The sequence below is a fragment of the Moorena sp. SIO4G3 genome, from assembly GCF_010692305.1.
GTDB classification, from domain to species: Bacteria; Cyanobacteriota; Cyanobacteriia; order Cyanobacteriales; family Coleofasciculaceae; genus Moorena; species Moorena producens_A.
The window spans coordinates 1-24,891 of sequence record NZ_JAAHIG010000053.1 but is presented as its reverse complement, the minus strand read 5'-3'; the positions used below and the strand labels follow the sequence as shown (position 1 = coordinate 24,891).

Below are 24,891 nucleotides of genomic sequence, written 5' to 3'. Positions count from 1 at the left end.
CCTCAGCAAAGTTTTTAGTTAGAATTCGACATTGATAGATTTTCTTCTACCAAAGCCAAAATCTCCGCTTCTTGAAAATCTTGTGCTAATTCCTTGAGTTTGTTGGCAAAAGGAAGGTATTTATCGTCCAACTCCTCAAGATAGACCGCTCGTTCACAAATTTTCCTCATACTCCCAAGCATCGCTAACTCATATAACACTTCCATCTCGGAGTTTGGCGGAATTATAAATGATTCATTTAATACTTCCTCTAATGAGTCTTCTTTGGAGGGATTGGCTACTGGTTGAATATCAGATTTTTGACGCGCAGCAGTGTCTTCATAGATCCACTCCAAAGCTAAATGCTGCTCTAATACTTGGAGTAACTGTAGTTGGTCTACTGGTTTAGAAATAAAATTATCACAACCAGCTATCCTGCTCTTAGTTTCATCCATTTCCCAGATGCTGGTTGAAACGGCTACAATGGTTACATTCTGGATTTGAGGTATCTGTCGAATTTCCTGAACAGCTTCAAAACCGGTTTTTACAGGCATAACTAGGTCAGTCAAAATCAAGTCGGGTTGGATTTGGCAAGCCAGTTGTACTTCTTCGAGACCATTGTTTCCTAAAACCACTTCAAATCCTAACGGCTCCAGCATGTTTTGCAAGACAGCACGGTTTTCGAGTTTATCATCTACTACCAGTATTTTGCGGCGAACTCCTTGATAACCAATGACCTGACCGACTAAATTCTCTTCTGTTTTCAAAGCTATTTCCAAAGTTGGGAAGGTGACATCTAACCAAAACGTGGAACCTTTGCCCAGCTCGCTCTTAAGGTTTAATTCTCCCTTCATCAAGTCGATCAGTTTCTGGCTAATAGTTAAACCTAAGCCTGTACCATCAGCACGGTTGTGGATATCTCCAACTTGTTCAAAGGGTTGGAAAATTGTTTCTAACTGCTTCTGAGTCATTCCCACTCCTGTATCAATCACCTCGAAACGTAGAGTCTGGGGATGATTGACCTGATGGTTAACCTCTCCATTTTGGTTCTTGAGTACGCTGACTTTAAAGGTGACTTGACCACGATCAGTAAATTTGACGGCGTTGCCCAGCAGATTGAGAAGTATTTGCCGCAATCGCTTCTGATCGGCTTGAATCCCAGAGGGGAGATTATCCCCTGGCTGGTACTTGAATAAAATATCTTTTTCTAATGCTCTCATGCCGATAATTCCTACTACTTCTTCCAGAAACGTGGGCAAATGCCAGTCAGTAGGATATAGTTCCATCTTGCCAGCTTCAATCTTGGCAATGTCAAGGAGATCGTTGATCAGAGTCAATAGATGGTTGCCACTTTGGTAGATAGTTTTTAAACCATTGGTTTGACGAGGATTGAAATTGCGATCGCGCATTAAGATTTGGGCGTAGCCGAGGATGCCATTGAGGGGAGTGCGGAGTTCGTGGCTCATGTTGGAGAGGAAATCACTCTTAGCTTGGTTAGCCACTTCTGCTGCCTGTAAAGCCTTCTGTAGGTCTTGGGTTCTTTCTTCTACTTTAACTTGTAGACTTTGAGCCAATGCTTCGAGCTGTTCGTAAAGTCGAGCGTTCTCTAAGGAAATCGCTGCTTGAGAAGTCAGTAGATTTAACACTTCTAATCGGTCTGGTGTAAAGGCTCCTGGAGTGAGATTATTTTCTAAATAGAGAATGCCGACCAACTTGCCCTGGTTTAAGATCGGACTACACAAAACAGATTTGGGCTGACGGGTCTGTAGGTAAGGGTCGTTAGCAAAGTTGGAGTCAGCACCGGCATTATTGAGAACTAAATTCTCCCCAGTACGAGCCACATAGTTAATCAGGGCTTTGGGTAACTGGTCACTGGTTGCTAGTGGGATTGACTGCAACCGAGTCTGGTCAACTGACTCAACATCAATAGTTGCTTCTATGAACAGTTGATGATCTCGTTGTAAGATTAAACAACCAAACTCCGCTCCAGCATTCTCTACTACAATTTCCATCAACTTATTGAGCAGCTCAGCTAGGACGATTTCCCCAGAAATAGTTTGAGATGCTTTGACTACTGTGTTTAAATCCAGTATGATGTCTGACCTAGTGCTGCTGGTAGTAGTAGTGCTAATGGTTTGGGTTGAAGACACGGAAGACTGCTGGGTTCTTTTAACCAGTAAGTCGGGATACTTCTGTTCCAAATCTTCGACTTTACGTGTTGCCCCCCAAAGCTGATAGCTATAGTGGGCTTTATTAATGTAAAGTTGAGCAATGTCTGATTTGCCTCGGCTTAACCAAAACTTAGCGGCTAATTCATTAGCTAGAGCTTGATTCTGGATAAAGCCATGGTCTTCAGCGGAAGCGATCGCTTGGTCATATAACTCCATTGCCTCTAGATGGTGACCAGATAAACGAGCCATCTCTGCTGCTACCAACAGATACTTATGCTGGAAGTTCTCAGGACAGTTATCTGCCCAACGTTTCATTTGTTCTTGGTTGGTTAACAGCTGCTGCCAATAGTGCTTTTTATCAACCTCTGACGCCGAGGGGTAGAGACTAGCTAAACTCAGGGATTCGTAGAAACGTTTGACAGCCACCTGAAACTTACTGGTAAGCACAGCAATAATTTTTTCGGCTTTTTCTGAATAAGAAAGGGATTGACGTGGTTGATCATACCAATAAAGAACTATGGATTTGAGGATATAATAGTGGCAAAGGGCATAGTCAGCATGATGAGAGTGGCAATTTTCTAGATACTGGGATTCCGTGAGGTCTTCGATATCAAACGAAAATCTATCCCTAGTTTTTCCCAAAAGGTTGCATAGAACAAGCTTTAAGGCCAAAATGGAATATTCCGCTAAACGATGATGATTTTTTTGAACTAATCTTAAGTACTCAGGTAACTCTTCTATAATTTTTGATAAGTTTTTTCCAAAATAAAATGGATTTAATAATTTATAGAGCAGTATATAACCAAGAAATATAATGTTTCCCGAAGCTAAAGCGGTCTGTATTCCCTCATCTAAAATCTGCTCCGATTTGTTTAAGTGATTAACCCAAGGTAACAAATTATTAGCAAATACATAACAAGCCTGAGCTACTTTATCTAATTGGTTAAATCTCTTACTCAAATTGAGAGCAAGCCAGCCAATTTCATAGCCTAATTGATAATCCCCTAACTCCCTAGTGACCAACATCCCGTAAACCGTAAAACCAAAGGCTGATTCAGCCACCATGCCATATTGGCAAGACAGCTCGACAATTTTAGACCCTAACCAAAAGTGTAATTGGTCTTGCTTGGTAAGATAAGAAGGAACTAGCAGCCAATTTAATAACTTAATTATCCTCTTTTGAATTAGGTCATTTGCCTCTGGTTCATTCAGTAGCACACTGATGGCTTGACCCTGAGTTTTTTGGTTAATTTTCTGTCTAACACGTTCTAAACATAGTGATATAGTCTTTAGCTGGTCTGGTGTTGGCCAATCTATTCCTAGCAGAGGGAGAGCTTGTTTGCCAATTTCAATGGCCTTATGCTCCTGGGATATCATGGTGTGGTGTAGAATACTTAACCAATAAATATCTGCTTTGTCTACTACAGACTCTACCCGAGATAGGAGCAAGTTAATTAATTTCTCTGCCTGCTCGAAATTACTATTCAATTGCTCCGTCTGTGCCAGTTCCTTATGCAAAGCATAGGTAACAGAGTAGTGAGTTTCCCAAGCATTATCCTCAAGATAAGCGATGCCTAGTTGAAAATAGTCTTTAGCTGCTCCATAAGCGATATTTTCCTTAGCTTTTTTACCGGCTTCTAAGTTCAACTGAGCCAAATCCCTTCTTTCTGTGGGATCTGCAATTACATCTTGAGCTACGTTAAGATGATTGACCAGTTCAAACACCCTTTCTTCGCGCTCCGTCTCTGAGAGATTAGTGCGCAAAAGACGTCCAATCCTCAGATGAACTTTCGTTTTATTCTCCTGATTGATTAACCCATAGGCCGCTTGTTGTACTCGGTCATGGAGAAATTTAAAATTGAGAATGACCAGTTGAGACTCGATAATTTCTTCATCACTAGTTTTTAGATCAGATGTTGGCAATACGAATCCTTCTTGAATAGCACTCAGTAAATCCCTAAAGGTATCTGTTAAGGACTTTTCATAGACAATTGACAGAGTAGTGAGGTTAAAATAATTGCCTACACAAGCCGCTAGTTGCAACACCTTCTGGGTAGTAGCTGGTAGTTTTTTGAGCTTCCTGAGCATCAACTCTACCACATTATCAGTAATCCCTAGCGCTTTAATTTCATAAATCTCCCACTGCCATTGAGCTTGATGTCCGTCTTTAGGAGCCTTAAACCTTACTAGGTTTTCCGCGTAAAGTGTTTGGAGAAACTGATTGACAAAGAAAGGATTACCAGCGGTTTTATTCACCACCAATTTGGCTAATGGTATCACTGACTCTCGCTGAGCTTGTAAGGTATCAGCAATTAGTTGATTGATCTGGTTTTCTTGTAAAGGAGCTAAGGTAATTTGCTCAAAGGTAATCCCCAATTCTCCCAGCTTATCTAGGGTTAGCATCAGGGGATGAGTAGTGTTGACTTCGTTATCCCGATAAGCACCAATTAACAATAAGTACTCGGTTTCTTCATTAGTCATGATTAGCTCAATCAGCTTCAGTGTCGCTGTATCTGCCCACTGAAGATCATCAAGGAAAATGACTAGGGGGTGCTCTTCAGAACAAAAGAGTTTGATGAAGTTCTGGAAAACTAAATTAAAGCGGTGTTGAGTCTCAATAGGGGGAAGAGTTGCTACGGTGGGCTGTTTACCAATAATTAGTTCTACTTCAGGAATCACATCGATGATCACCTGTCCATTAGGATTGAGTACTGCTAGGAGTTTTTCTCGCCACTGGTTGAGTTGCTCTTCTGGTTCACTGAGCAGTTGTTGCACTAAACTAGAGAAGGCACTGACAATAGCAGAGTAGGGAATATTGCGCTGAAATTGGTCAAATTTTCCAGAAATAAAGTATCCCCGTTGCCGAGTGACCGGTTTGTAAATTTCCCGTACCAGTGCTGATTTACCAATGCCAGAATAACCACTCACTAGCATCATTTCAGCTCGAGACCGGGGATTGCTCAAATTTTGGACTGGTTTGGAGCTGAAGTTAGATTTTCGATGTTGTTGGCTGTTGCTAGTTGCGTACGCAGCGACTCGCTCAAAGGCAGCGAGCAGCATCTGGACTTCTTGCTCTCTACCATAAAGTTTCTGGGGAATGTGAAAGGTTTCCGAAATGTCTTGAGTACCGAGGGGAAATAGTGGGATTTGGCCAGTGGTCTGTAACTGGTTCAAGCATTCTTCTAAATCCGCTTTGATGCCCCAAGCACTTTGATAACGCTCCTCAGCGGTTTTCGCCATTAATTTTAGGACAATATCTGAAAAGAGTTGAGGAATCTGTGGAGAGGTTAACGTTAAGCTCTGTTGTTGATGGGGAGGGATAGGTTGTTTGGCAAGATGACAATGGACTAACTCCATCGCCTCAGTAGTCTCAAAGGGGAGTTTGCCTGTGAGTAATTCATAGAAGGTAACCCCAAGGGAGTAGAAATCTGTACGGTAATCTAGGCAACGGTTCATTCTCCCGGTCTGCTCTGGGGAAATATAGACTAATGTTCCTTCTAGAACATGGGGATTTTTTAAGGTGGGAGTTTCCCTGAGTAACTGGGTAGAAATGCCAAAGTCGATAATTTTGATTTCACCGGTATCTGGGTTATAAATGATATTACTGGGATTAATATCTTTATGGATGATGTTAACCCCATGAATCGCCCCTAAGCTATCCGTAATTTGGATAGCTAATCTCAAAAATTCCTCTAGGTTAAACTGGCGTTTATTTAGCCATTTTTTTAAGGATTCTCCACCAAAGTCTTCGAAGATAATAACCAGCGTACTGTGATACTTCTGCAACTCATAGGATTTAATAACTCCGGCAAAATTTAGATAGTGACTGAGTTGATATTCTTGTTTATATCTGGTCAACTCTGATTCGGTGGGATAATCCTCCTTCAGGACTTTGATAATAACCGATTGATGGTCGTTATCTCTGATGCCGCGATAAACGATTGAATTAGAACTTTCGTAAATTTTAGTCTTAACTTGATAGCCGTTAATAGTAATCATAGATAGCAGGGAATAGGGAACAGGGAATTGGGAATTGGGAATCGGGAATCGGGAATTGGGAATCGGGAATTGGGAATCGGGAATCGGGAATCGGGAATCGGCAGCAGTACTAAATCTATCAGATGATTTTTTTTATCAATCAATAGTTGGTTTTATGATATATTGCTAAAGGCGATAATCCTTAGTATTTTTAATAAATAGTTTTTCTACAGTTTAACTCAATTAAATTTGGTTGTGCAACAATATATAGCGTTTTTTATAGCTATGAATTACAGAAGTTGTTTTCACTATTGCCTCTTGCCTCTTGCCTCTTGCCTACTCCCATTAACCGATTAACTGTTGTCCATCTCTAGATACTTTTCCACTAACTCTAAAATCTTTTCCTCCTGGAATCCTTCGGCTAAATCTTTGAGTTTCTTCGCAAAGGGAATATATTTTGTATCCAGTTGTTCGAGATAGGTGGCTCGTTGGCGAATCTTTTTCATACTGCCGAGCATGGCTAATTCGTAGAGCACTTCCATTTCTGCTGGTGGCGGAATCACTAACGGTTGCTTTGAGCTAGCTGGTGTTATGGTCTGTGGGGATACTTCTTCATAAATCCACTCCAGTTGTAAATACTCTCCCAACAATTCCAGCAACTGTTGCTCATCTACGGGTTTGGACAAAAAGCCTTGACAGCCGACAAGCTTACTTTTCTCTTGGTCTGTGTCTAAGACGTTAGCGGACACCACAATAATTGGGATATCCTGCATTTGAGGTAGGTTTCTCAGTTCTGCGATCGCTTCAAAGCCAGTTTTGACCGGCATGATTAAGTCGGTCAAAATCAGGTCAGGTTGTAGCTGTTGAGCCAGTTCGATTTCCTGCTGGCCATTTTCTGCGTACGCTACTTCAAAGCCCAACGGCTCTAGCATGTTCTGCAACACAGCCCGATTTGCTGGTTTGTCTTCCGCGATTAATACCTTGCGCCGAGAGCCAAGATAACCAACAATTTGCCCCAGGCTCTTCTGCTGCTGTGGTTGGTATGTTTCTACTACTGGGAAGGTAACATCAAACCAGAACATAGAGCCAGAACCAAATTTGCTTGTGACTTGTAGCTTTGCTCCCATTAGCTCTACCAACTGCTTGGTGATCGTTAGCCCTAAACCAGTGCCAGTAGCACGCCTTTGGGTATCTCCCACTTGTTCAAAGGGTTGGAAAATTTTCTGTAACTGTTCGGGGGTCATACCAACACCGGTATCAATTACTTGAAAACGAAGTGTTGTCTTTTGTGGTTGGTCGAGACTAATCACATTAACCTTTAACGTTACTTCACCAGTGTCAGTAAATTTAACAGCATTACCTAATAAATTTAGCAGTACCTGTCGCAGTCGTTTCTCGTCAGCTTTAATGCCATGAGGTAAGTTATCCTCAGGATGATATTCGAACAAAATATCTTTTTCCAAGGCTCGCATGCGGATAATACCTACCACACTTTCCAGGAAACTTTGGAGGTGTAAATCCCTGGGGTAGAGTTCCATTTTGCGAGCTTCAATTTTAGATAGGTCTAAAATATCGTTGATCAGAGTTAACAAATGGTTGCCACTTTGCTCAATAATCGTTAAGCCATCGATTTGCTTGGTGCCTAGGTCCCGGTCTCGCTTGAGGATTTGAGCATAGCCGAGGATGCCATTGAGAGGAGTACGCAATTCATGGCTCATGTTGGAGAGGAATTCGCTTTTAGCTTCGTTAGCAGTATCGGCTTTTTGTTTAGCAGCTTTCAGTTGTTGATTAGACTCAGCTAGTTGGGCGGTGCGTTCTTCTACTTTTTGTTCTAGGGTGTGGGAATAGTCTTCTAATTGGCGATACAACAGGGCATTTTCTAGGGAAATAGCAGCTTGGGAGGTGAGCAGATTTAAGACTTCTAATCGGTCTGGTGTAAAGGCTCCAGTGGTGAGATTATTTTCCAGATAGAGCAAACCAATTAGTTGGCCTTGGTTAATAATGGGAGTACACAAAATCGATTGGGGTTGATGAATCTGGATATAGGGATCTGTAGAGAAGGTCTGATGTTTAGTAGCACGGTGACAAACAACACTGGTTTGGGTTCGGATAACGTAGTTGATAATGGACTTTGGTAGGGAGGTTTCTGGGAAATTATCTAAGGGAGCGAATTGTAAAATGTTTACTTTCTTGCTATCTTTATTGGTATCAAGTATCCCTTCTGCTGCGATCGCCCATTGCTGATTCTGTTGAAGCAATAGATACGCCGTTTCCGCTCCGGCATTTTCGATCACAATTGCCATCATGTTGGCTAGTAAGGTATCAAGTTTAATCTCTTGGGCTAGGGCTTGAGAGGCTTTGAGGATGCTGATTAGGTCTAGGGAATCGGATAGGGTTGTGGCAGTGGTGGATGAGGTGGTGGTGTGAGTAGCAGAGAATCGAAGGTTACTGGCGGTTTGGGTTAGTAACTGGGGATAACGTTGTTCTAAGTCTTGGACTTTTGCTAATGCTCCCCAGTGAGTGTAGCCATGGTATGCCTCCATCATGTAGACTTGGGCAATTTTGTCTTTGCCCCATTCCAGATAAAATTTGGCAGCGAGTTCGTTGGCAAGGGCTTCTTCGTTAAGATATCCGTTTGCCTTTGCGTCAGCAATGGCGCAATTGTATAAATCCATCGCTTCCACGTTTTGACCTAGAATCCGATGGCGCTCTGCTTCTACTAGATGAAATTTGTGCAGATAATTCATGGGAGCATAGTCAGCCCAGTTTTTCATCTTTTCTTGATTGGTAGCAACACGAGCTAAACATTCTTCTTTGTCCAGATTTGTTGAACTAGGATATAGCGCCAGCCTTACCAAAGAATCGTAAAAATAGAACAGGGGTACGAATACTTGTCCGGGAATTCCTTCTAAATATAGTTCTAGTTTAGCAGCAATTTCCCTAGCTTCAAGCAAATCACCAAATAGAAAGCAAAGAATCAGTTTATTAGCATATAATAATGCCATGGTACTGATATCGTTTGCTTGCTGATGGATTGGTAACATTTGCGCTTCGTTATAGGCTTTACCGATTAGATAACAGGGATTTTCGGCATTTCCGAGCAAATTCAAAACCGCTTGATGAAAGATTTCGTTTAATTGAAAGACAGTTGTTTGGTTAAGCTGATGGATGGCTTGGCTATAGGTGGCTATCTCTTGTTCAAGTCCGTTTAGTTCCTTGCCAAGGACATAGGAATGGGAACAATAATCTAAAGCGGCAAATGAAGCATATTCTAAATCGCCAGTTTCCAGCCCACTTTGATAGGCTTCAAGCAAAGGGGTTAAGGTGTTACTGATATGCTCTTTCCAATGCTTGATAGATAAGCAAACTATCTCGAATGTCCTGGCTTTGATGGCTTTATTATTAGCTTTATTATTAGCTTTATTATTAAATTTTTCTATAATACTGAAAGCAAGTTTACCAAATTCATAACCGCTATCGATATCTCCCACTATCCCGCAGAGAATTAAGCCATAATTGGCATAAGCAAAGGCGGAAAAAGAGGAATTGCCATGGTTGATGGATAAATTGACTTGTGCAAACACAATCAGGGGTAACAAGTCAGGAATTGCCATATAAGCTGCATTCAGCACGCTGGATAAGATTCCCATGGTTGCCAGCTTGTAGGGATCGGTCATTTCTGGCATGTTAATTAACTCTTGAATGGCAATAGCTGGCAAATTCTCGATGGTTTCGGCCAGTCCAAGCTCGATATCGGTGTTGCTTGGGGTTTCTGGAAGGCTTACCCCTAGGAGTGTGAGAATAGTTAGAGCGGTATTGAGGGCGTCCAGTAACTGGTTTTGTGCGATGGAGGCTTGAATTTGGACTTGGTAAGCTTTGACCTTGTCCAGCAGGAGTCTAGCTTGCTGTAGCACTACCTGAGCTAATCTCGCCATTGCTTTCAAATCACCGTTAAGGTAGGCTGCCTCAATGGCTTCGTTATGTAAGGCTAAGGTCAATTCATAATGGGTTTGCCAGCTATCTGCTGATAGATCTGATAGATGATTAATGCCTGCATTGGCGTAATTCGTTGCTAGTTCATAAGCAGCAGCAACTTTGGCTTTTTGACTGGCGATCAGATTAAGCCTGGCAATTTCCTTGAATTCTTCTGGAGAGGTAACGTGCTCACTGGCAAGATTGAGATGATCGATAATCTCAAAGATAGACTCTGATAATGTTTCGGATGTCTTGGTTTTTAATAACAGGCGACCGATTAGTAAGTGAAAAGCTGTTTTTTGTGATGGTTCAATCAGGGTATAGGCTGCTTGTTGAACCCGATCGTGCTGAAATCTAAATTTAACTACACTGCAGTCGGTATCCTCATCGAGGTTAATCAGCTGATACCCTTGATTTAAGGAAACAATTAACCCCTGTTGGATAGCGGGCAATAAACTATAGATGACTTGCTGGGGAGACTGTTGATAAATAACGGCTAATAGTAATACATCAAAGCTATTACCAATACAAGCTGCTACCTGCAATATCTTTTGAGTCGTTTCCGAGAGCGTGCTGATTTTAGCTGCCATAAAGTCTACCACATTATCGGTAATATCTTTGGCTTGAATCAGCTCACTATCCCATTGCCATTGGCACTGGGTATGGTTAAATAGTAATAATTCTTCTGTATAAATGGATTTTATAAACTCTGTGGTAAAAAAAGGATTACCATGAGTTTTGGAGTAAACTAAATCTGTTAAGGGTTGGCTATCTTGAGGGGAACAGTCTAAGGCATCAGCAATTAACTGATTCACATGGACTGGCTTGAGATTATCGAGATGAATCTGTGAAACAATTCCCCCCTCTTGTTTGATTTCTTCGACAGCAGTCATGAAGGGATGGGCTGGATCTACTTCATGGTCTCGGTAGGCTCCCACAACTAGTAAATGCTTAAGCTCGCTATCGGTGATAATTGTCTTTAGCAGCATTAATGAAGCACTATCAGCCCATTGCCAATTATCAATGAACAAGACCAGTGGATGATCTGACTGACAAATGGCTTTGATGACGTTCTTGAAAACTAGATTGAAACGGTTTTGGGATGCGATCGCATCCACTGGTGCTACGGTGGGCTGTTTACCGATAATCCTCTCTAAATCAGGAATCACATCGATTAACACTTGCCCGTTGTTGCCCACAGCAGCTAGAATCTTCTGCCGCCATTGATTGAGAGTCGTTTCCCTTGCGGTCAGCAGTTGATTGCACAAGTCACCGAAAGCTTTTGCGATCGCATCATAGGGAATGTTGTGCTGATATTGGTCATACTTACCAGCAATGAAATTACCACCCTTGGCAGTAATGGGTTTGTAGACTTCATTAACCAAGGCTGACTTGCCCACACCAGAATAACCAGCCACCAGCAGTAGTTCAGCCCCGTCTTTCCTAGAGAGGGCAGCTATCCGGTCAAATGCTGCCAGCAACGTCGCAATTTCCTGGTCTCGACCATACAAGGTTTCAGGAATAGTGAATCGTTCGGAAATGTCGTAGTGACCGAGTTGAAAGGTTTTGATTTCTCCTGTGGTTTGTAATTGTTCAAGACAGTGTTTCAAATCTGTCTTGAGCCCATGAGCCGACTGATAGCGGTCTTCCGCATTTTTTGCCATCAGTTTAAGCACAATATCTGAAACCGCTTTTGGACAACCCTCTCCCCCTCCCTCCCTCTGTGAGCTGATCAAGACATCGGGTGCCACAGGGGATTTAGCCAGATGAGAATGTACCAACTCCATCAGGTCAGTAGTAGGAAACGGTAGCTGCTTTGTTAACAGTTCATAGAAGGTGACACCAAGGGAATAAAAATCTGTACGGTAATCCAGGGAGCGGTTCATTCTCCCCGTCTGTTCTGGTGAGATATAGGCTAAGGTTCCTTCTATAACATTGGGATTTTTTAGAGTTGGATTTTCCCGGGATAGCACCGTAGAAATCCCAAAGTCAATAATTTTAAGCTCTCCCGTGTCGCCGTTAAAAACAATATTACTGGGGTTAATATCCTTGTGAATCACATTAGCACTATGAATTTCTCCTAAAATTTCACTAATCTTGATAGCAATAGTGATAAAGTCTGTGATGCTAAGGGTTTGTTTAGTTAGTAAAAGGCTTAATGACTCTCCGCCAAAATCCTCTAAAATAATTACCCGAGTATTCTGATACTGCTGCAAGTCATAAACTTGAATAACCCCTTCTAGATTAAGAGAGCGAGTGATGTGATATTCTTGTTGATATCTGGTTAGTTCCTCTGGGCTAGGATAGTCCTGTTTAAGAAATTTAAGGATAACCGGCTGCTGATCACTATCGCGGTAACCACGATAAACCAGAGAATTGGCACTTTCATAAAGTTGGGCAGTGATTTGGTAACCCTTGAGCAGGGAGGCTGGCGGGTGCATCGTTTGATTGTCAATCTGTAACTAAGGGGAGATAGGGAGCAGGGAGCAGGGAGCAGGCAAGAGGCAAGAGGCAAGAGGCAAAAGGCAAGAGGCAAGAGGCAATAGGCAAGAGGCAATAGGCAAGAGGCAATAGGCAAGAGGCAATAGGCAAGAGGCAAGAGGCAAGAGGCAAGAGGCAAGAGGCAAGAGGCAAGAGTAAAAAAGTTGGGTAGGGTGCGTGATAAGACCCAAAGCCTCTGATTTTATCAGTAGCCAGTATTGGGACAGTCCGTCCCGTAACGCACCACAGGTTCAAACAGCATGCATTGAGATGCACCCGATGGGGAGATGGGGGAGATTTTTATTAAGCGATGCAGCGCGGTCTTGGGGGTTTCCCCCATGAGCGACTGCATCAAGACAGGGCAATTGTCATAACATGATATTAGCCTTCTATTAGACTTCGCGGCAGTTGTCGGGAACAGGGAACAGTGGACAATAATTGACCTAAACACTATCAGAAAAATACTTTTGCAAGAGGTCTATTGTCATCAGTGTTTTTGCCAACAGCTGACGGCTGATAGCTTACCGTGCTCCATCAATTCATCAAAGGGACTACAGTCAGAGAATTCCCTAAACTGTTGCGACATTAACACTAAATTAATTGTCAGAATTTTTGATTGGAAGTTCCCGACTCCCGACTCCCGATTCCCGATTCCCGATTCCCGATTCCCTGCTCCCTGCTCCCTGCTCCCTGCTCCCTACTCCCGATTCCCTGCTCCCTGCTCCCTGCTCCCTACTCCCTTTGCAGATAATTTTGACCAGCAATGGATAATTCGATCCAAAATAAAAGCAGCGAAAACAGCGATCGCACCAACGCCAACACCAACTGCAACACCAATCAAAATATGAAATAGCACAAACACCACACTGTAACTCAAGCAAGGCTGGTCTTCAGCTTTAGGGCAATTTAAGAATCCCTTGAGGTCTAGTTCGATCAGGATGGCTTCTAGAGGTTGTTTAGCATCGCTTTGGGAAGAAATACTACTGACGGCTAGTCCAATACCGACGGAGGTGATCCAACGTTCTAATTTTTTTTCTCGGGCTCGATCAGCCTCCTCCTTATCTCTGAGGGCTTTTTCCAAAGCGCGATCGCGTTCTGCTTGTTCAATTTCCACAATACCTCTGATTGAGGAAATCGCTTTGTCTAACAGGGCGGAGCTATGTCCAAAATAGCTTAAGTTTATTTGAATTTGCTCTTGATAAGTAGGGCTGATTTTATGCTCAAATACTGATAAAAAGCTTAAATCTTCATCCTTTGGTAATTTTTCTTTAACTTGTTGAAGCTTTTCCGAATAATTGTGAGCATTAATCTTCATGGTCAAGCTATAGCTTTCTAACTGTCTCAGCCAGTCTGAATAGTTCAAGTCTAGCTTCGGCAGTATTCTCAGCTTCTTCTTAAAGTCCAACAGTTCCGCCTCAGATAATGACCTCTGATTATCTTGACTTTGAGTCGTGGCACAGGCTTCCAGCCTGTGATCTGTCGTTTTATCTTGACTTTGAGTCGTGGCACAGGCTTCCAGCCTGTGATCCGTCGTTTTATCTTTAGTTTGAGTCGTGGCACAGGCTTCCAGCCTGTGACCTGTCGTTTCATTGATGATTTGTTTAATCTCTTGATATCCTTGGTAAGCATCACTATAAACCTCCCGGCTGATTTGATAAGCTCGAATGACTTTCTGGCGATAAAAAAATAAATCAATAAAATTTTGATAAAACAAGCAAAAATTTTCGTCGGCTCGGGCACCATAGTTGCCATTAACTTCTTCTCCTAAAAATAGCCAAACAAAAATTTGGCCATAGTCTTGAGATTTATCGGGAATGCCATATTCAAAAATCGGACTATCAAATAATTGACCTTCTTGATACAGCGGTGGACAGTTATCCTGATCGTTTTCTCCCAGAAAATTCTGCACACACTGATCAGCTATCTCTTTCCATAAATGGGAATCTTGCTGTTCCTTCTGGGGTAGCCAAGCAGTTAGCAACAGAATTTGTCCTAGGGAACTGTTAATGTAACTAGGAAGAAAGCACTGGTCTGGATTAAAATCGTTGAATACAGTCAGGTCTACGTCTTCGGTTTTCTGATTATTCTCACGTTCAGGAATCCGAATATTCAAACCGAGAGCATAACTATCATAGATCTGGAGTGGACAAGCTTGACCAGTAATCGTTATTTTTTTGTCATTATTGAGAGATAATTTACCCTCCAACGGTAAGAGAATATTTTCCTTGGTGGCTCCGTTTAGTAAAGCAATGCGGGAACCTTCTGCAACCTCTCTCAGGTCTAGCGTCTGTTGAATTTGGAATTTAGCAAAAATATCATGGCACTTGTGCCAAAGCAGTTTGCTGTCATAGTCCCTGTCTGCTTGGGAATCACTACTAGATACATTCCGAAGATGGAAGGCAAAGAGATGAATATTAGGTGCGTAGATTTTATGACTCATTGTTTGACATTTTTATTGCTTACTCTTCTCTGACTGTTGTTGCTTAGTTTTAGTTTTAATAATTTCTTGGTTGGTTTGTCGCAGTTCAAATAGGTTTTGAAGAATACTTGCTTCGGAATTAGACGGAAGCTTGGGCGAATGCTTTAATTCCCTCTCATCAGCAAATAGGCGTAGAGTATCTGTGAGTTTTGTATGGTTCTTGAACCAATTTGTTAGTATATTAACTAAATCGGCTTCTGTTTGAGTGTCTAAAGCTACTAAAGTTTGATCTAAGTCTTGCAAGTCTTCAAATTCAAAATCCTCAGATTTAGTTTCGAGTGCTTGCCGAAAAACTTGGATTTTTTTATCTAAAATTTTTATAATTTCCATAAATAAATATTTTTTGCGGTTTAGGTTACTAAATATAGTATTGTCCAATCGCGCAGTAAGCTGCCCAATAATAATGATTATCAAAGGGGTTGTGTGTTTCTGGATATAAACAGAATTCTTCCTCCACTTTTTCCTTAAAGTTATTATCCAAATTAAACTGTTTAGTTAACTGTTCAGCCCAATCTAGAAATTCCTGTACAGTGGCATCCCGCAGCCAGAATTGCGCTTGATTCAGGGCAACTGCTAAGGACATCGGCTCTCGCAGATTCTGATAAAATTTAATCATCAACAACGCCGTAGATAAATCCTCTACCCTCCACAGGCTACTAACAACTGCTGGACTTCCGGCAACTAGGAAACCACTGGGTAAACCAATGTATTCATCGCTGGTGTTATTAAAATCGATTAATCCTGTTTCGCAAGCAGAAAGGGTAACAAGGCGACATTGTTCTAATTTCAGGGCAAAGATTGTATCTAAAGTGAGTTGTGAATCTGCCAAGATGAGGGCAAACTTAGGTGGTTTTTTAGGGTTTTCGTAGTTAAAGTAACCGTGACAGCTAAAATGGATACAGTGGAATGTGTTGAGAGGTTTGCTCTCTATGGCGGCTTTGGTGGAAGCGTTTTCCACAAGGACATCTGTATCCGCTGGATTGAAGTAGCCTTTAATCACTTCTACTTCGATGTTAGCGTAACTTAAGTCACCCGTGGGGTTTTGAACCGCAAACAGGTGGGTAAAGTCCGGGCGTTCTCTGGTTTGAGCAAGTTGGAGTAGTTGACAGCTAGGGGCATAACTTACCCCTGCTGGAAACCGATCCATCAGAATTTCAGATGTAGCTTCTCCCTGCTGACTGTTAATCGGTAAGGCATGAAGCGGGAACAAATGTAAAACCTGATGGGGGATTAAAATTAAGCGATCGCACTCTGGGGGTATTTGCTGAATAATGTCATCTATGTGTAGAATCTCAGCCAACAAATGTAGGCGGTTACTCAGGTTCTTTTTCCAATCATATTTTTCGTTGTTGTAGCTTACCAGATATCCATTTACCCAATTTACCAATTTGTCTAAATCTTGTGCCTCAGATTGCAAAACTATTGGCGGTTGAGTTTGATCGGTAAAGATGAACGTGAGCAGCTTATTCCATGTAATGTAAAATTCTACAATGGCAGTGTTTTCCTCTATAGTTTCCCGAAATTGCTCAAAGTTAAAGCTAGAACCGATACGTAAATATTGGTCTTGTAAATCATTGCGCTGCTGTCGCAATTCTTGAAGACGTTGTGCCAGGGCGGTTGGATTTTCAGCTTTGCCATGCTGGATGTGGTCCTGACCTACCGATATTTCATCCCTGTATTGTTTTAGTTTAGTAACAACTTCTGGGGGAAAGATGGTTTTCAGGTCACGGCTGAGAATATTGTCAACTAAATTCTGGGTTTTGCTCCGTTCAACATATTCAATGGCTTCGGTGATATTATTTAACTCTAGGCAAACTTCCACCATGCCTCGATAGCTTGGGTTGTACTTTTCAGCTAGTTTTGTTTTGTATTCTTCTACTCCAGAACCAGAATTAATTTCATCTCGCAGGGATTCTACGGTTTTAATGGCAGCATCAAAAGCCTTGTAAGCTTCAGGGAAATTTTGAGCATATTGGTAAGTAATACCGAGATTGTTTTGAGTACCTGCCCAATCAATAGGAAAAGCTTCACGGGTGCGTACTTCTAAAGCCAATTGGTAGCAAGCGATGGCAACTTCTAGGTTTTGTGCTTTATCCTCTGTGATTCTGTAAGAGTAAGCATTACCGAGATTGTTTTGAGTGGTTGCCCATTCATACGGAAATGCTTCACGTGTGCGTACTTCTAAAGCGGATTGATAGCAAGCGATGGCAACTTCTAAGTTTTGTGCTTTATCCCCTGTGATTCTGTTAAAGTAAGCATTACCGAGATTGTTTTGAGTACCTGCCCAATCATAGGGAAATGCTTGACGAGTGCGTACTTCTAAAGCGGATTGGTAGCAAGCGATGGCATCTTCGAGGTTTTGTGCTTTATCCCCTGTGATTCTGTTAGAGTAAGCAAGACCGAGATTGTTTTGAGTCATTGCCCAATCAATAGGAAAAGCTTGATGGGTGTAAACGTCTAAAGCTAATTGGTAGCAAGCGATGGCATCTTCGAGGTTTTGTGCTTTATCCTCTGTGATTCTGTCATAGTAAGCAAGACCGAGATTGTTTTGAGTACCTGCCCATTTTTCGCGAAAAGCTTGACGGGTGCAAACTTCTAAAGCGGATTGGTAGCAAGCGATGGCATCTTCGAGGTTTTGTGCTTTATCCCCTGTGATTCTGTCTGAGTAAGCAAGACCGAGATTGTTTTGAATCAAAACCCATTTTTCGGGAAAAGCTTGACGGGTGCAAACTTCTAAAGCGGATTGGTAGCAAGCGATGGCATCTTCGAGGTTTTGTGCTTTATCCCCTTTGATTCTGTAATAGTAAGCAAGAGCGAGATTGTTTTGAGTCGATGCCCAATCTTCAGGAAAAGCTTGACGGGTGTAAACGTCTAAAGCCAATTGGAAGCAAGGGATGGCATCTTCGAGGTTTTGTGCTTTATCCCCTTTGATTCTGTAATAGTAAGCACTACCGAGATTGTTTTGAGTCGATGCCCAATCAACAGGAAAAGCTTGACGGGTGCGTACTTCTAAAGCTAATTGGAAGCAAGGGATGGCCTGTTCTAGGTTTTGTGCTTTATCCCCTGTGATTCTTTCTAAGTAAGCATTACCGAGATTGTGTTGAGTACCTGCCCAATCAATAGGAAAAGCGTCACGGGTACGAACTTCTAAAGCCAATTGGTAGCAAGCGATCGCATCTTCTAGGTTTTGTGCTTTGGGACCTGTGATTCTGTCAGAGTAAGCAAGACCGAGATTGTTTTGAGTACCTGCCCATTCATCAGGAAAAGCTTCACGGGTGTAAACCGCTAAAGCCAATTGGAAGCAAGCGATGACATCTTCTAGGTTTTGTGTTTTATCCCCTGTGATTCTGTCATAGTAAGCAAGACCGAGATTGTGTTGAGTACCTGCCCATTTTTCCGGAAAAGCTTCATGGGTGTAAACGTCTAAAGCGGATTGGTAGCAAGCGATGGCATCTTCTAGGTTTTGTGCTTTATCCCCTGTGATTCTCTTACAGTAAGCACTACCGAGATTGTTTTGAGTCGTTGCCCATTCATAGGGAAAAGCTTCACGGGTGCAAACGTCTAAAGCCAATTGGTAGCAAGCGATGGCATATTCTAGGTTTTCTGCTTTATCCCCTGTGATTCTTTCTAAGTAAGCATTTCCGAAATTGGTTTGAGTCATTGCCCATTCATAGGGAAAAGCTTCACGGGTGAAAACAGTTAGTGCGACTTCATAGCCAGTGATGGCAATTGACCTATTGCTGGCTTTATCACCCAAGGGTAATTGTGAAATTAGATTGCTGAAGTTAACAATATCTACTGCTAAATTTTCCGCTTTATCTGGTTTTGTTTTTGCCAGAATATTTGTTGCTACAAACCGAAATAATTCGGCTAAATCCTCATTAAGTTTGTCTATATTATCTGCCAGTAATGGATAAACTACCTGCGCGTCACCATTACTGTCTGCGGTTGCTTGTAGAACCTGTAACATAAATTTGAGTTGGGTATCATATCTATTGTCAGGCATTGCCATTAACTGCTCTACAATATTTCTTTAACTATTATACTACTACTTTCAAGTAAAGAGAGCAGGGACCATTTATATTTGAGTTGTGAACATAATCGCTTAGGCAATAGGCAATAGGCAATAGGCAATAGTCACTAACTTTGGATATTAACTAGAACTAAACGCTATATATATCATGTAAATTATCTGTCAAAAAGTGATGGTTTTCAAGAGAATTTACGGTAACGATAAAGTTATGTTACCGCATTTTTAACTAACTCTAAAACTTTCCAAAAAAACGTTTAAAAACCCTTGACAACTAAATTTATAATCATTACAATAATTAATGTAAATAAATTCAATTTGTGACCTATGTCAGAATTTACTCCAAACTCCAACAAACAACCCGTTAAGCACATCTTAAAGGGGTCTCGTAAAGCAGTACTCAACACGATGTACGCCCTTTATGCGCTGCGCTATGCTGAGATTTCCGAATGGAGTCCTCTGCAGCCCACCGAGGTTCCAGGGGAATTCATTACTATAATGACCAAGTATTTGTTGTTGCCATAACACTTTAAATTTCTGGGGGGGTTTCCCCCCCTTGGCCAATCCCATCGGATCACGTCCGGATTGGTTCGGAAACTTCTGACATAGGTCATTGAAATAGCCGTGGATAGTATTTCTACGGCTATTTTTTTGTCAGCATTCAGCGGTCAGCATTCAGCGGTCAGCTTAAAAGAAACTTCATTTGGGAGAATTTAATAGTTCGAGATTAATGAGAATTTCAAGTCTGGGGAAAAGTCCATTAGCTTTGTGGTACAGGCTTCGACGCTGTGATGTAGCGCATTAGCTGATAGCTGATAGCTGATAGCTGATAGCTGATAGCTGATAGCTTACATCGGGAATTGGGAATGCAATACTTGTGGTTCAGTAATTTTGTATCCCAACATCATCAAGGGATGATAAAATTACTAAGAGGTTGTCTGAGAAGTATCATTTGCTACATCCAAGCCCCCTAAATCCCCCAATTTTGGGGGACTTTTACCAGCCAATTGGATTCTTGTTCCCCCCAGAATTGGGGGGCTAGGGGGGCAAAATTCAGTATCAAAAAACTTTTCAGATATCCTCTAAAGGGTGTTTCATAGCTATCAGGTATACAGGATTTTTCACCTCTTACCTACTCCCTACTCCCTACTCCCTACTCCCTACTCCCTATTCCCTATTCCCTGTTCCCTATTCCCTATTCCCTATTCCCTTTCCTAGATCCAATTACCAAATACTGCTTAAATCCAAAACAAAACCAGGGAGAACCTCTTCTCCAGATAGACTTGTCGGAAAATCTAAAATTTCTACTGGTTTCCCCTGACGATAACGCTCAATTCGTCTATTTTCCCGATCGATTAACCAACCCAAACGGGCTCCATTTTCCTGATACTCCTGCATTTTTGCTTGTAATCTCTTGAGAGAATCAGTAGGAGAGCGTAACTCAAGCACAAAATCAGGACACAAAGGCACGAACTTTTGTTGTTGCTGTAGAGTCAAAGCATCCCATCTTTCTTTAGTTATCCATGACGCATCAGGAGAGCGGTCGGCATTATTAGGTAGTTTAAATCCACCAGAAGAATCAAAAACAACCCCTAAATTATGCTTTCTATTCCATGCTTGTAATTGATAAATCAGATCAGCATTGCGATTGCTGGTTTCTCCACCAGTTGGAGACATGATCAAAATTTCTCCCAATACAGTACGTTCAAAGCGATAGTCACGGTTATGTTGACACAATTGCCAAAATTGCTCATCAGTTAGTTGAACGATTCCCTTAAAGTCTAGGGTAATGGTATCCATGATATCTATCGTGATCTAGCGGTTTTCAATTAGGTGAGGTTTTTAGGGAACAGGGAACAGCGGATCTGGGAACAGGGAGCAGGGAGCAGGGAATAGGGAGCAGGTAAGAGGGAAGAGGTAAAAAATTATGTGTACCTCATAGCTATGATAAATGCTATGTAAGCATATGCTGAGAGCTGACAGCTGATAGCTGACAACTGATAGCTGACTACGCTGCTTTAGTAATACTTGGTTCCGGAAGCATTTCACCTGTTGCTTGATAGGCTATTACCAAAGATTCTAACGCTTCAGTTCCATTCTTAACCGCTTCTTCATAAGAATCGCCATGAGTCCGCCATTGTTGTCCGGGGAAGTCGGGAAAACCAACTAAAAAACAATTATCTTCTTCTGACCATTGAATGATCATTTGATATTTAAGTTTGATCATCATTAAGATTCCCTTCTACTTCATCAATAGCGCTTTGGACATTCTTTTCTTGATAGCGTTTAGCATCGTTTCCGTCTTTACCTGAAATTGTTATTTTACCAGCATAAAGAGGATGTATCCAGTTTGTATGGCTCCCTTTACCTGGTATTTCCCTAAAACCAGCTTGGCGCAGTATTTCCTTGAGTTCCCTGATTTTCTTTGGCATTTGGTAGAGACTTTAGATATTCCCTATTTTATCTAACTCAAAGCTAGATTACAGCGTTTTTCATGACTATGAGGTACACAGTATTTTTTCCCTCTTGCCTCTTGCCTCTTCTCTATTCCCTATTCCCTATTCCCTACTCCCTACTCCCTACTCCCTACTCCCTACTCCCTACTCACAGCTCAATTCATATAACTTTCCACTAAACTCAAAATCGCTTGTTCTTGAAATCCATCCGCTAAATCTTTGAGTTTATTAGCAAAAGGCCGATAGTCTTCATGGAGATGTTCGATGAACATAGCGCGATCGCGAATCTTTCTCATACTGCCAAGCATGGCTAATTCATAGAGTACTTCGATTTCCTCAGGGGGCGGTGGGATAATTGCTGCTGTCTGACCTGAGATCGTGCCATTTTTGCTCAAACCCATGTCATCAATTGGTTCATACACCCACTCAATTGGTAAATATTGCCCCAATAAAGCCAATAATTGATTCTGGTCAATCGGTTTGGACAGAAAAGCTTGACAGCCGACTCTCTTACTCTTCTTCTGATCCATATCCAGGACGCTAGCTGAGACAGCAATGATTGGTATGTCTTTAAGCTCAGCAATTTGTCGGATTTCGTTAACCGCTTCAAAGCCAGTTTTAACTGGCATCACTAAATCAGTCAAAATCAGGTCGGGGTGAAGTTCACTAGCCATGTCTACTGCTTGTTGACCATTCTCGGCAGTGACGATATCAAAGCCCATTGGTGCGAGCATGTTGAGCAAAACTAAGCGATTTTCCAGTTGGTCATCCACTACCAAGATTTGGCATGGTTTACCCTTGTAGCCCTTAATTTGATCCACGATTTCCGGTTGAGCTTTGGTAACGGTTTTGACCACAGGAAAAGGGATGTCAAACCAGAAAGTAGACCCTTTACCGAAGTCACTAGTTACCATCAGTTGACCCCCCATTAACTCCACCAGTTGTTTAGAAATGGCTAAGCCTAAGCCAGTGCCAGCAGAGCGCCGTTGGGTATCACCCACTTGTTCAAAGGGTTGGAAAATTGTTTCTAACTGTTCCGGGGACATGCCAACTCCGCTATCAATAACTTGAAAACGGATAATTGAAGCAGTCTGTTGTTGGTCAATTACAGCAAGTTTCGCCCCCCTAGCCCCCCAACTTTGCGGTGCGCTTGACCCGTAATTTAATTCGCCTAGGTCAAGGGCACCGGAAGGATAAATTGAGTTAAAGTCCCCCAGAATTGGGGGATTTAGGGGGCTTGCAGCTGTCTGTAGTGAGGTCAATTCATCTGAAAACGGCTGTAAGCTAACTCGCAAGATTACTTCACCATGGTCGGTGAATTTAACAGCATTACCTAACAAATTCAGCAAGACCTGTCGCAACCGTTTCTCGTCAGCTTTAATCCCATTGGGTAAATCCCCCACAGGGTCGTATTTGAACAAGATATCTTTTTCTAAGCCTCGCATGCGGATAATACTTACCACACTTTCGATGAAGGTTTTAAAATGTAAATCACTGGGGTAAAGTTCCAATTTGCGAGCTTCAATTTTAGATAAGTCTAAAATATCGTTGATCAGAGTTAACAAATGGTTGCCACTTTGCTCAATAATAGTTAAACCATCGATTTGCCTGGTGCCGAGGTACCGGTCTCGCTTCAGGATTTGAGCATAGCCAAGAATGCCATTGAGAGGAGTGCGCAATTCATGGCTCATATTGGAGAGGAATTCGCTTTTAGCTTGGTTAGCCGCATCAGCCGCTTGTTTGGCTTGTGCTAATTCAGCAGTGCGTTCGGCAACTTTCTCTTCTAAATTGCTGTAAAGTTGAGCATTTTCGATAGAAATAGCGGCTTGGGAGGTGAGCAGATTTAAGACTTCTAATCTATCTGAACTAAAGGCTCCAGTGGTGAGATTATTTTCTAGATAAAGTAAACCAATTAGTTGACCTTGATTAATGATTGGAGTACACATCAGACTCCGGGGTTGCTGACGGATAAAATAGGGGTCAGCACCTAGGATAGTCTCAACCGTAATATCATTAATAACTAAGGTTTCCGATTTCCGTTTAACATAATTGATCGCACTTTGGGGAATATCTTGGCTTTCTTCCACTGGCATAGATTCCAGGAAAGTGACTTGATTAGCGGTTTCCATAGCCTCAAGCACTAACCTCTCACCTTTTACCAAAATCAGAGCGCATTTGTCAGCTCCAGCATTCTCCATCACCACTTGCATTAACGTCGAGAGCAACTGATCTAGCTGTATTTCTCCAGACAGAGCCTGGGATGCTTTGAGCACCGTAGCTAAGTCCAAAGCGGTTGAAGCCTTGGTAGTGCTGCTATTAACCCCTTGAGTAGTGAGGTTGGTGATCGTGTCTCCTGTGCTGATATTGATAGTTTTCTCGGTAAGAATGGAAATGAGAAATTGAGGATAGCGAATTTCCAAATCCTCCACCTTAGCTTTTGCTCCCCAGTGACTATAGCCATAGTAGGCACAACTCAGATAGGCTTGGGCAATGGTTTCTTTACCCCACTCCCAGTAGAATTTAGCAGCAAGTTCATTAGCCAGGGCTTCCTCTTGGATGTATTGGTTTTCTTTTGCTCCAGCAATAGCGCGGTCATAATACTCCATCGCTTCCAGCTTTTGACCCAAAACACGATAGCGCTCCGCTTCTACTAAATAAAATTTGTGCAAATAATTCATCGGGGCATGGTCTGCCCATGTTTTGAGCTTGTCTTGATTTTTAGCTATTTTATCTAAACTTTGTTGTTGTTGAGCTTGATTCTGTTCAGGATAGAGAGCTAAGCGAGTTAGAGAATCGTACCAATAGAAAACCGCAACATTGAAAGCGGCTGGTACTCCATCTAAATAATTTTCGGTAATGATGGCTTGTTCCCAAGCTTGCTGATAATCCTGAAACAGATAACAGAGGAATAATTTATACATATGTAGGGTGTAAAGTGCCCTGAGGTGATTGAACTCCTGATGGAGTGGGAGCATGATCTCTTCGTCGTAAACTTCACCCTTTAAACAGCAAGAATTTTCAGCTTGTCCTAGCAAATTTAAGACCCCTTGCCAGGTCATCGCAGTAAGCTGACGTGGCATCTCTTGCTTGAGTTGATCAATCCCTTGATGATATTTGGCACAGGTCTGGTCAAGCTCAGCCAACTCTTTGCCAAGCCAAAAGGAATGTTCTAAGTACATATCCGCAGAGAAGGCAGATTGGTCAAAATCTCCAGTTTCTAGCCCGACAGAGTAAGCCTCTAGCAAAGGGGTTAATGTTTCTTTCAGATGCACTTTCCAGGGCTTTGTGGCGAAATTGACCGCATACAGTACTATACATTTAAGCTGTTTGTCATTGAACCGA

16 protein-coding genes are annotated in these 24,891 nt (G+C 42.0%); 4 read left to right on the top strand and 12 right to left on the bottom strand.

The features are described 5' to 3' along the window. Window positions 1–14: 14 nt before the first annotated feature. From F6J99_RS12740 to F6J99_RS12720, 5 genes are all read right to left on the bottom strand, one after another. Window positions 15–6,149: a hybrid sensor histidine kinase/response regulator gene (locus F6J99_RS12740; protein WP_293113234.1), complete on the bottom strand. Its 6,135-nt coding sequence runs from the start codon at window positions 6,147–6,149 to the stop codon at window positions 15–17. Then, window positions 6,146–6,292 (bottom strand): hypothetical protein, encoded by a 147-nt coding sequence (locus tag F6J99_RS12735; protein WP_293113233.1) that lies wholly within the window; start codon window positions 6,290–6,292, stop codon window positions 6,146–6,148. Before F6J99_RS12735 ends, F6J99_RS12740 begins: the two co-directional genes overlap by 4 nt. 189 nt (window positions 6,293–6,481) lie before the next feature. After that, the gene (locus F6J99_RS12730) at window positions 6,482–12,544 is read right to left on the bottom strand and encodes a hybrid sensor histidine kinase/response regulator (RefSeq protein WP_293113232.1); all 6,063 of its coding nucleotides are present in this window, start codon (window positions 12,542–12,544) and stop codon (window positions 6,482–6,484) included. A 21-nt stretch (window positions 12,545–12,565) separates the two neighbouring features. After that, window positions 12,566–12,775 (bottom strand): hypothetical protein, encoded by a 210-nt coding sequence (locus tag F6J99_RS12725; protein WP_293113231.1) that lies wholly within the window; start codon window positions 12,773–12,775, stop codon window positions 12,566–12,568. Window positions 12,776–12,789: 14 nt separating this feature from the next. Beyond that, window positions 12,790–12,924: a hypothetical protein gene (locus tag F6J99_RS12720; protein WP_293113230.1), complete on the bottom strand. Its 135-nt coding sequence runs from the start codon at window positions 12,922–12,924 to the stop codon at window positions 12,790–12,792. Between the two features lie 276 nt (window positions 12,925–13,200). Between F6J99_RS12720 and F6J99_RS12715 the strand changes: the two genes are divergently transcribed. Beyond that, the gene (locus F6J99_RS12715) at window positions 13,201–13,335 is read left to right on the top strand and encodes a hypothetical protein (RefSeq protein WP_267876519.1); all 135 of its coding nucleotides are present in this window, start codon (window positions 13,201–13,203) and stop codon (window positions 13,333–13,335) included. Here F6J99_RS12715 and F6J99_RS12710 read toward each other — a convergent pair. The 3 genes from F6J99_RS12710 to F6J99_RS12700 are packed head-to-tail and all read right to left on the bottom strand — an operon-like array spanning window position 13,282 to window position 19,069. Beyond that, window positions 13,282–15,024 (bottom strand): hypothetical protein, encoded by a 1,743-nt coding sequence (locus F6J99_RS12710; protein WP_293113229.1) that lies wholly within the window; start codon window positions 15,022–15,024, stop codon window positions 13,282–13,284. The genes F6J99_RS12715 and F6J99_RS12710 overlap by 54 nt on opposite strands. Window positions 15,025–15,036: 12 nt before the next feature. Continuing rightward, window positions 15,037–15,393 carry a hypothetical protein gene (locus F6J99_RS12705; protein ID WP_293113228.1) on the bottom strand — a complete coding sequence of 119 codons (357 nt, stop codon included), beginning with the start codon at window positions 15,391–15,393 and terminating at the stop codon, window positions 15,037–15,039. A 28-nt stretch (window positions 15,394–15,421) separates the two neighbouring features. Beyond that, entirely contained in the window at window positions 15,422–19,069 is a 3,648-nt protein-coding gene (locus F6J99_RS12700) for a CHAT domain-containing protein (RefSeq protein WP_293113227.1), read from the bottom strand. A gap of 351 nt (window positions 19,070–19,420) precedes the next feature. On the opposite strand from F6J99_RS12700, the gene F6J99_RS12695 reads away from it, so the two are divergent. Both F6J99_RS12695 and F6J99_RS12690 read left to right on the top strand, forming a co-directional pair. Continuing rightward, on the top strand, window positions 19,421–19,618 hold the full coding sequence (locus F6J99_RS12695) for a hypothetical protein (RefSeq protein ID WP_293113226.1): 198 nt from the start codon (window positions 19,421–19,423) through the stop codon (window positions 19,616–19,618). 564 nt (window positions 19,619–20,182) lie between these two features. After that, entirely contained in the window at window positions 20,183–20,311 is a 129-nt protein-coding gene (locus F6J99_RS12690) for a hypothetical protein (RefSeq protein WP_293113225.1), read from the top strand. Window positions 20,312–20,317: 6 nt separating this feature from the next. Here F6J99_RS12690 and F6J99_RS12685 read toward each other — a convergent pair whose 3' ends face one another. From F6J99_RS12685 to F6J99_RS12675, 3 genes are all read right to left on the bottom strand, one after another. Further along, a complete protein-coding gene (locus tag F6J99_RS12685) occupies window positions 20,318–20,893 on the bottom strand; it encodes a Uma2 family endonuclease (RefSeq protein ID WP_293113224.1) in 576 nt (191 codons plus the stop codon). Between the two features lie 208 nt (window positions 20,894–21,101). Next, on the bottom strand, window positions 21,102–21,323 hold the full coding sequence (locus F6J99_RS12680; RefSeq protein ID WP_365973206.1) for a type II toxin-antitoxin system HicB family antitoxin: 222 nt from the start codon (window positions 21,321–21,323) through the stop codon (window positions 21,102–21,104). After that, on the bottom strand, window positions 21,307–21,525 hold the full coding sequence (locus F6J99_RS12675; protein ID WP_293113223.1) for a type II toxin-antitoxin system HicA family toxin: 219 nt from the start codon (window positions 21,523–21,525) through the stop codon (window positions 21,307–21,309). The genes F6J99_RS12680 and F6J99_RS12675 overlap by 17 nt, the downstream gene beginning before the upstream one ends. A 68-nt stretch (window positions 21,526–21,593) precedes the next feature. Here F6J99_RS12675 and F6J99_RS12670 point away from each other — a divergent pair, with 68 nt between their 5' ends. Continuing rightward, a complete protein-coding gene (locus tag F6J99_RS12670; RefSeq protein WP_293113222.1) occupies window positions 21,594–21,728 on the top strand; it encodes a hypothetical protein in 135 nt (44 codons plus the stop codon). Here the strand turns inward: F6J99_RS12670 and F6J99_RS12665 are convergent. Then, the coding region (locus F6J99_RS12665; RefSeq protein ID WP_293113221.1) for an ATP-binding protein at window positions 21,705–24,891 on the bottom strand (3,187 nt) is incomplete at its 5' end. The two genes, F6J99_RS12670 and F6J99_RS12665, sit on opposite strands and share 24 nt — an antisense overlap.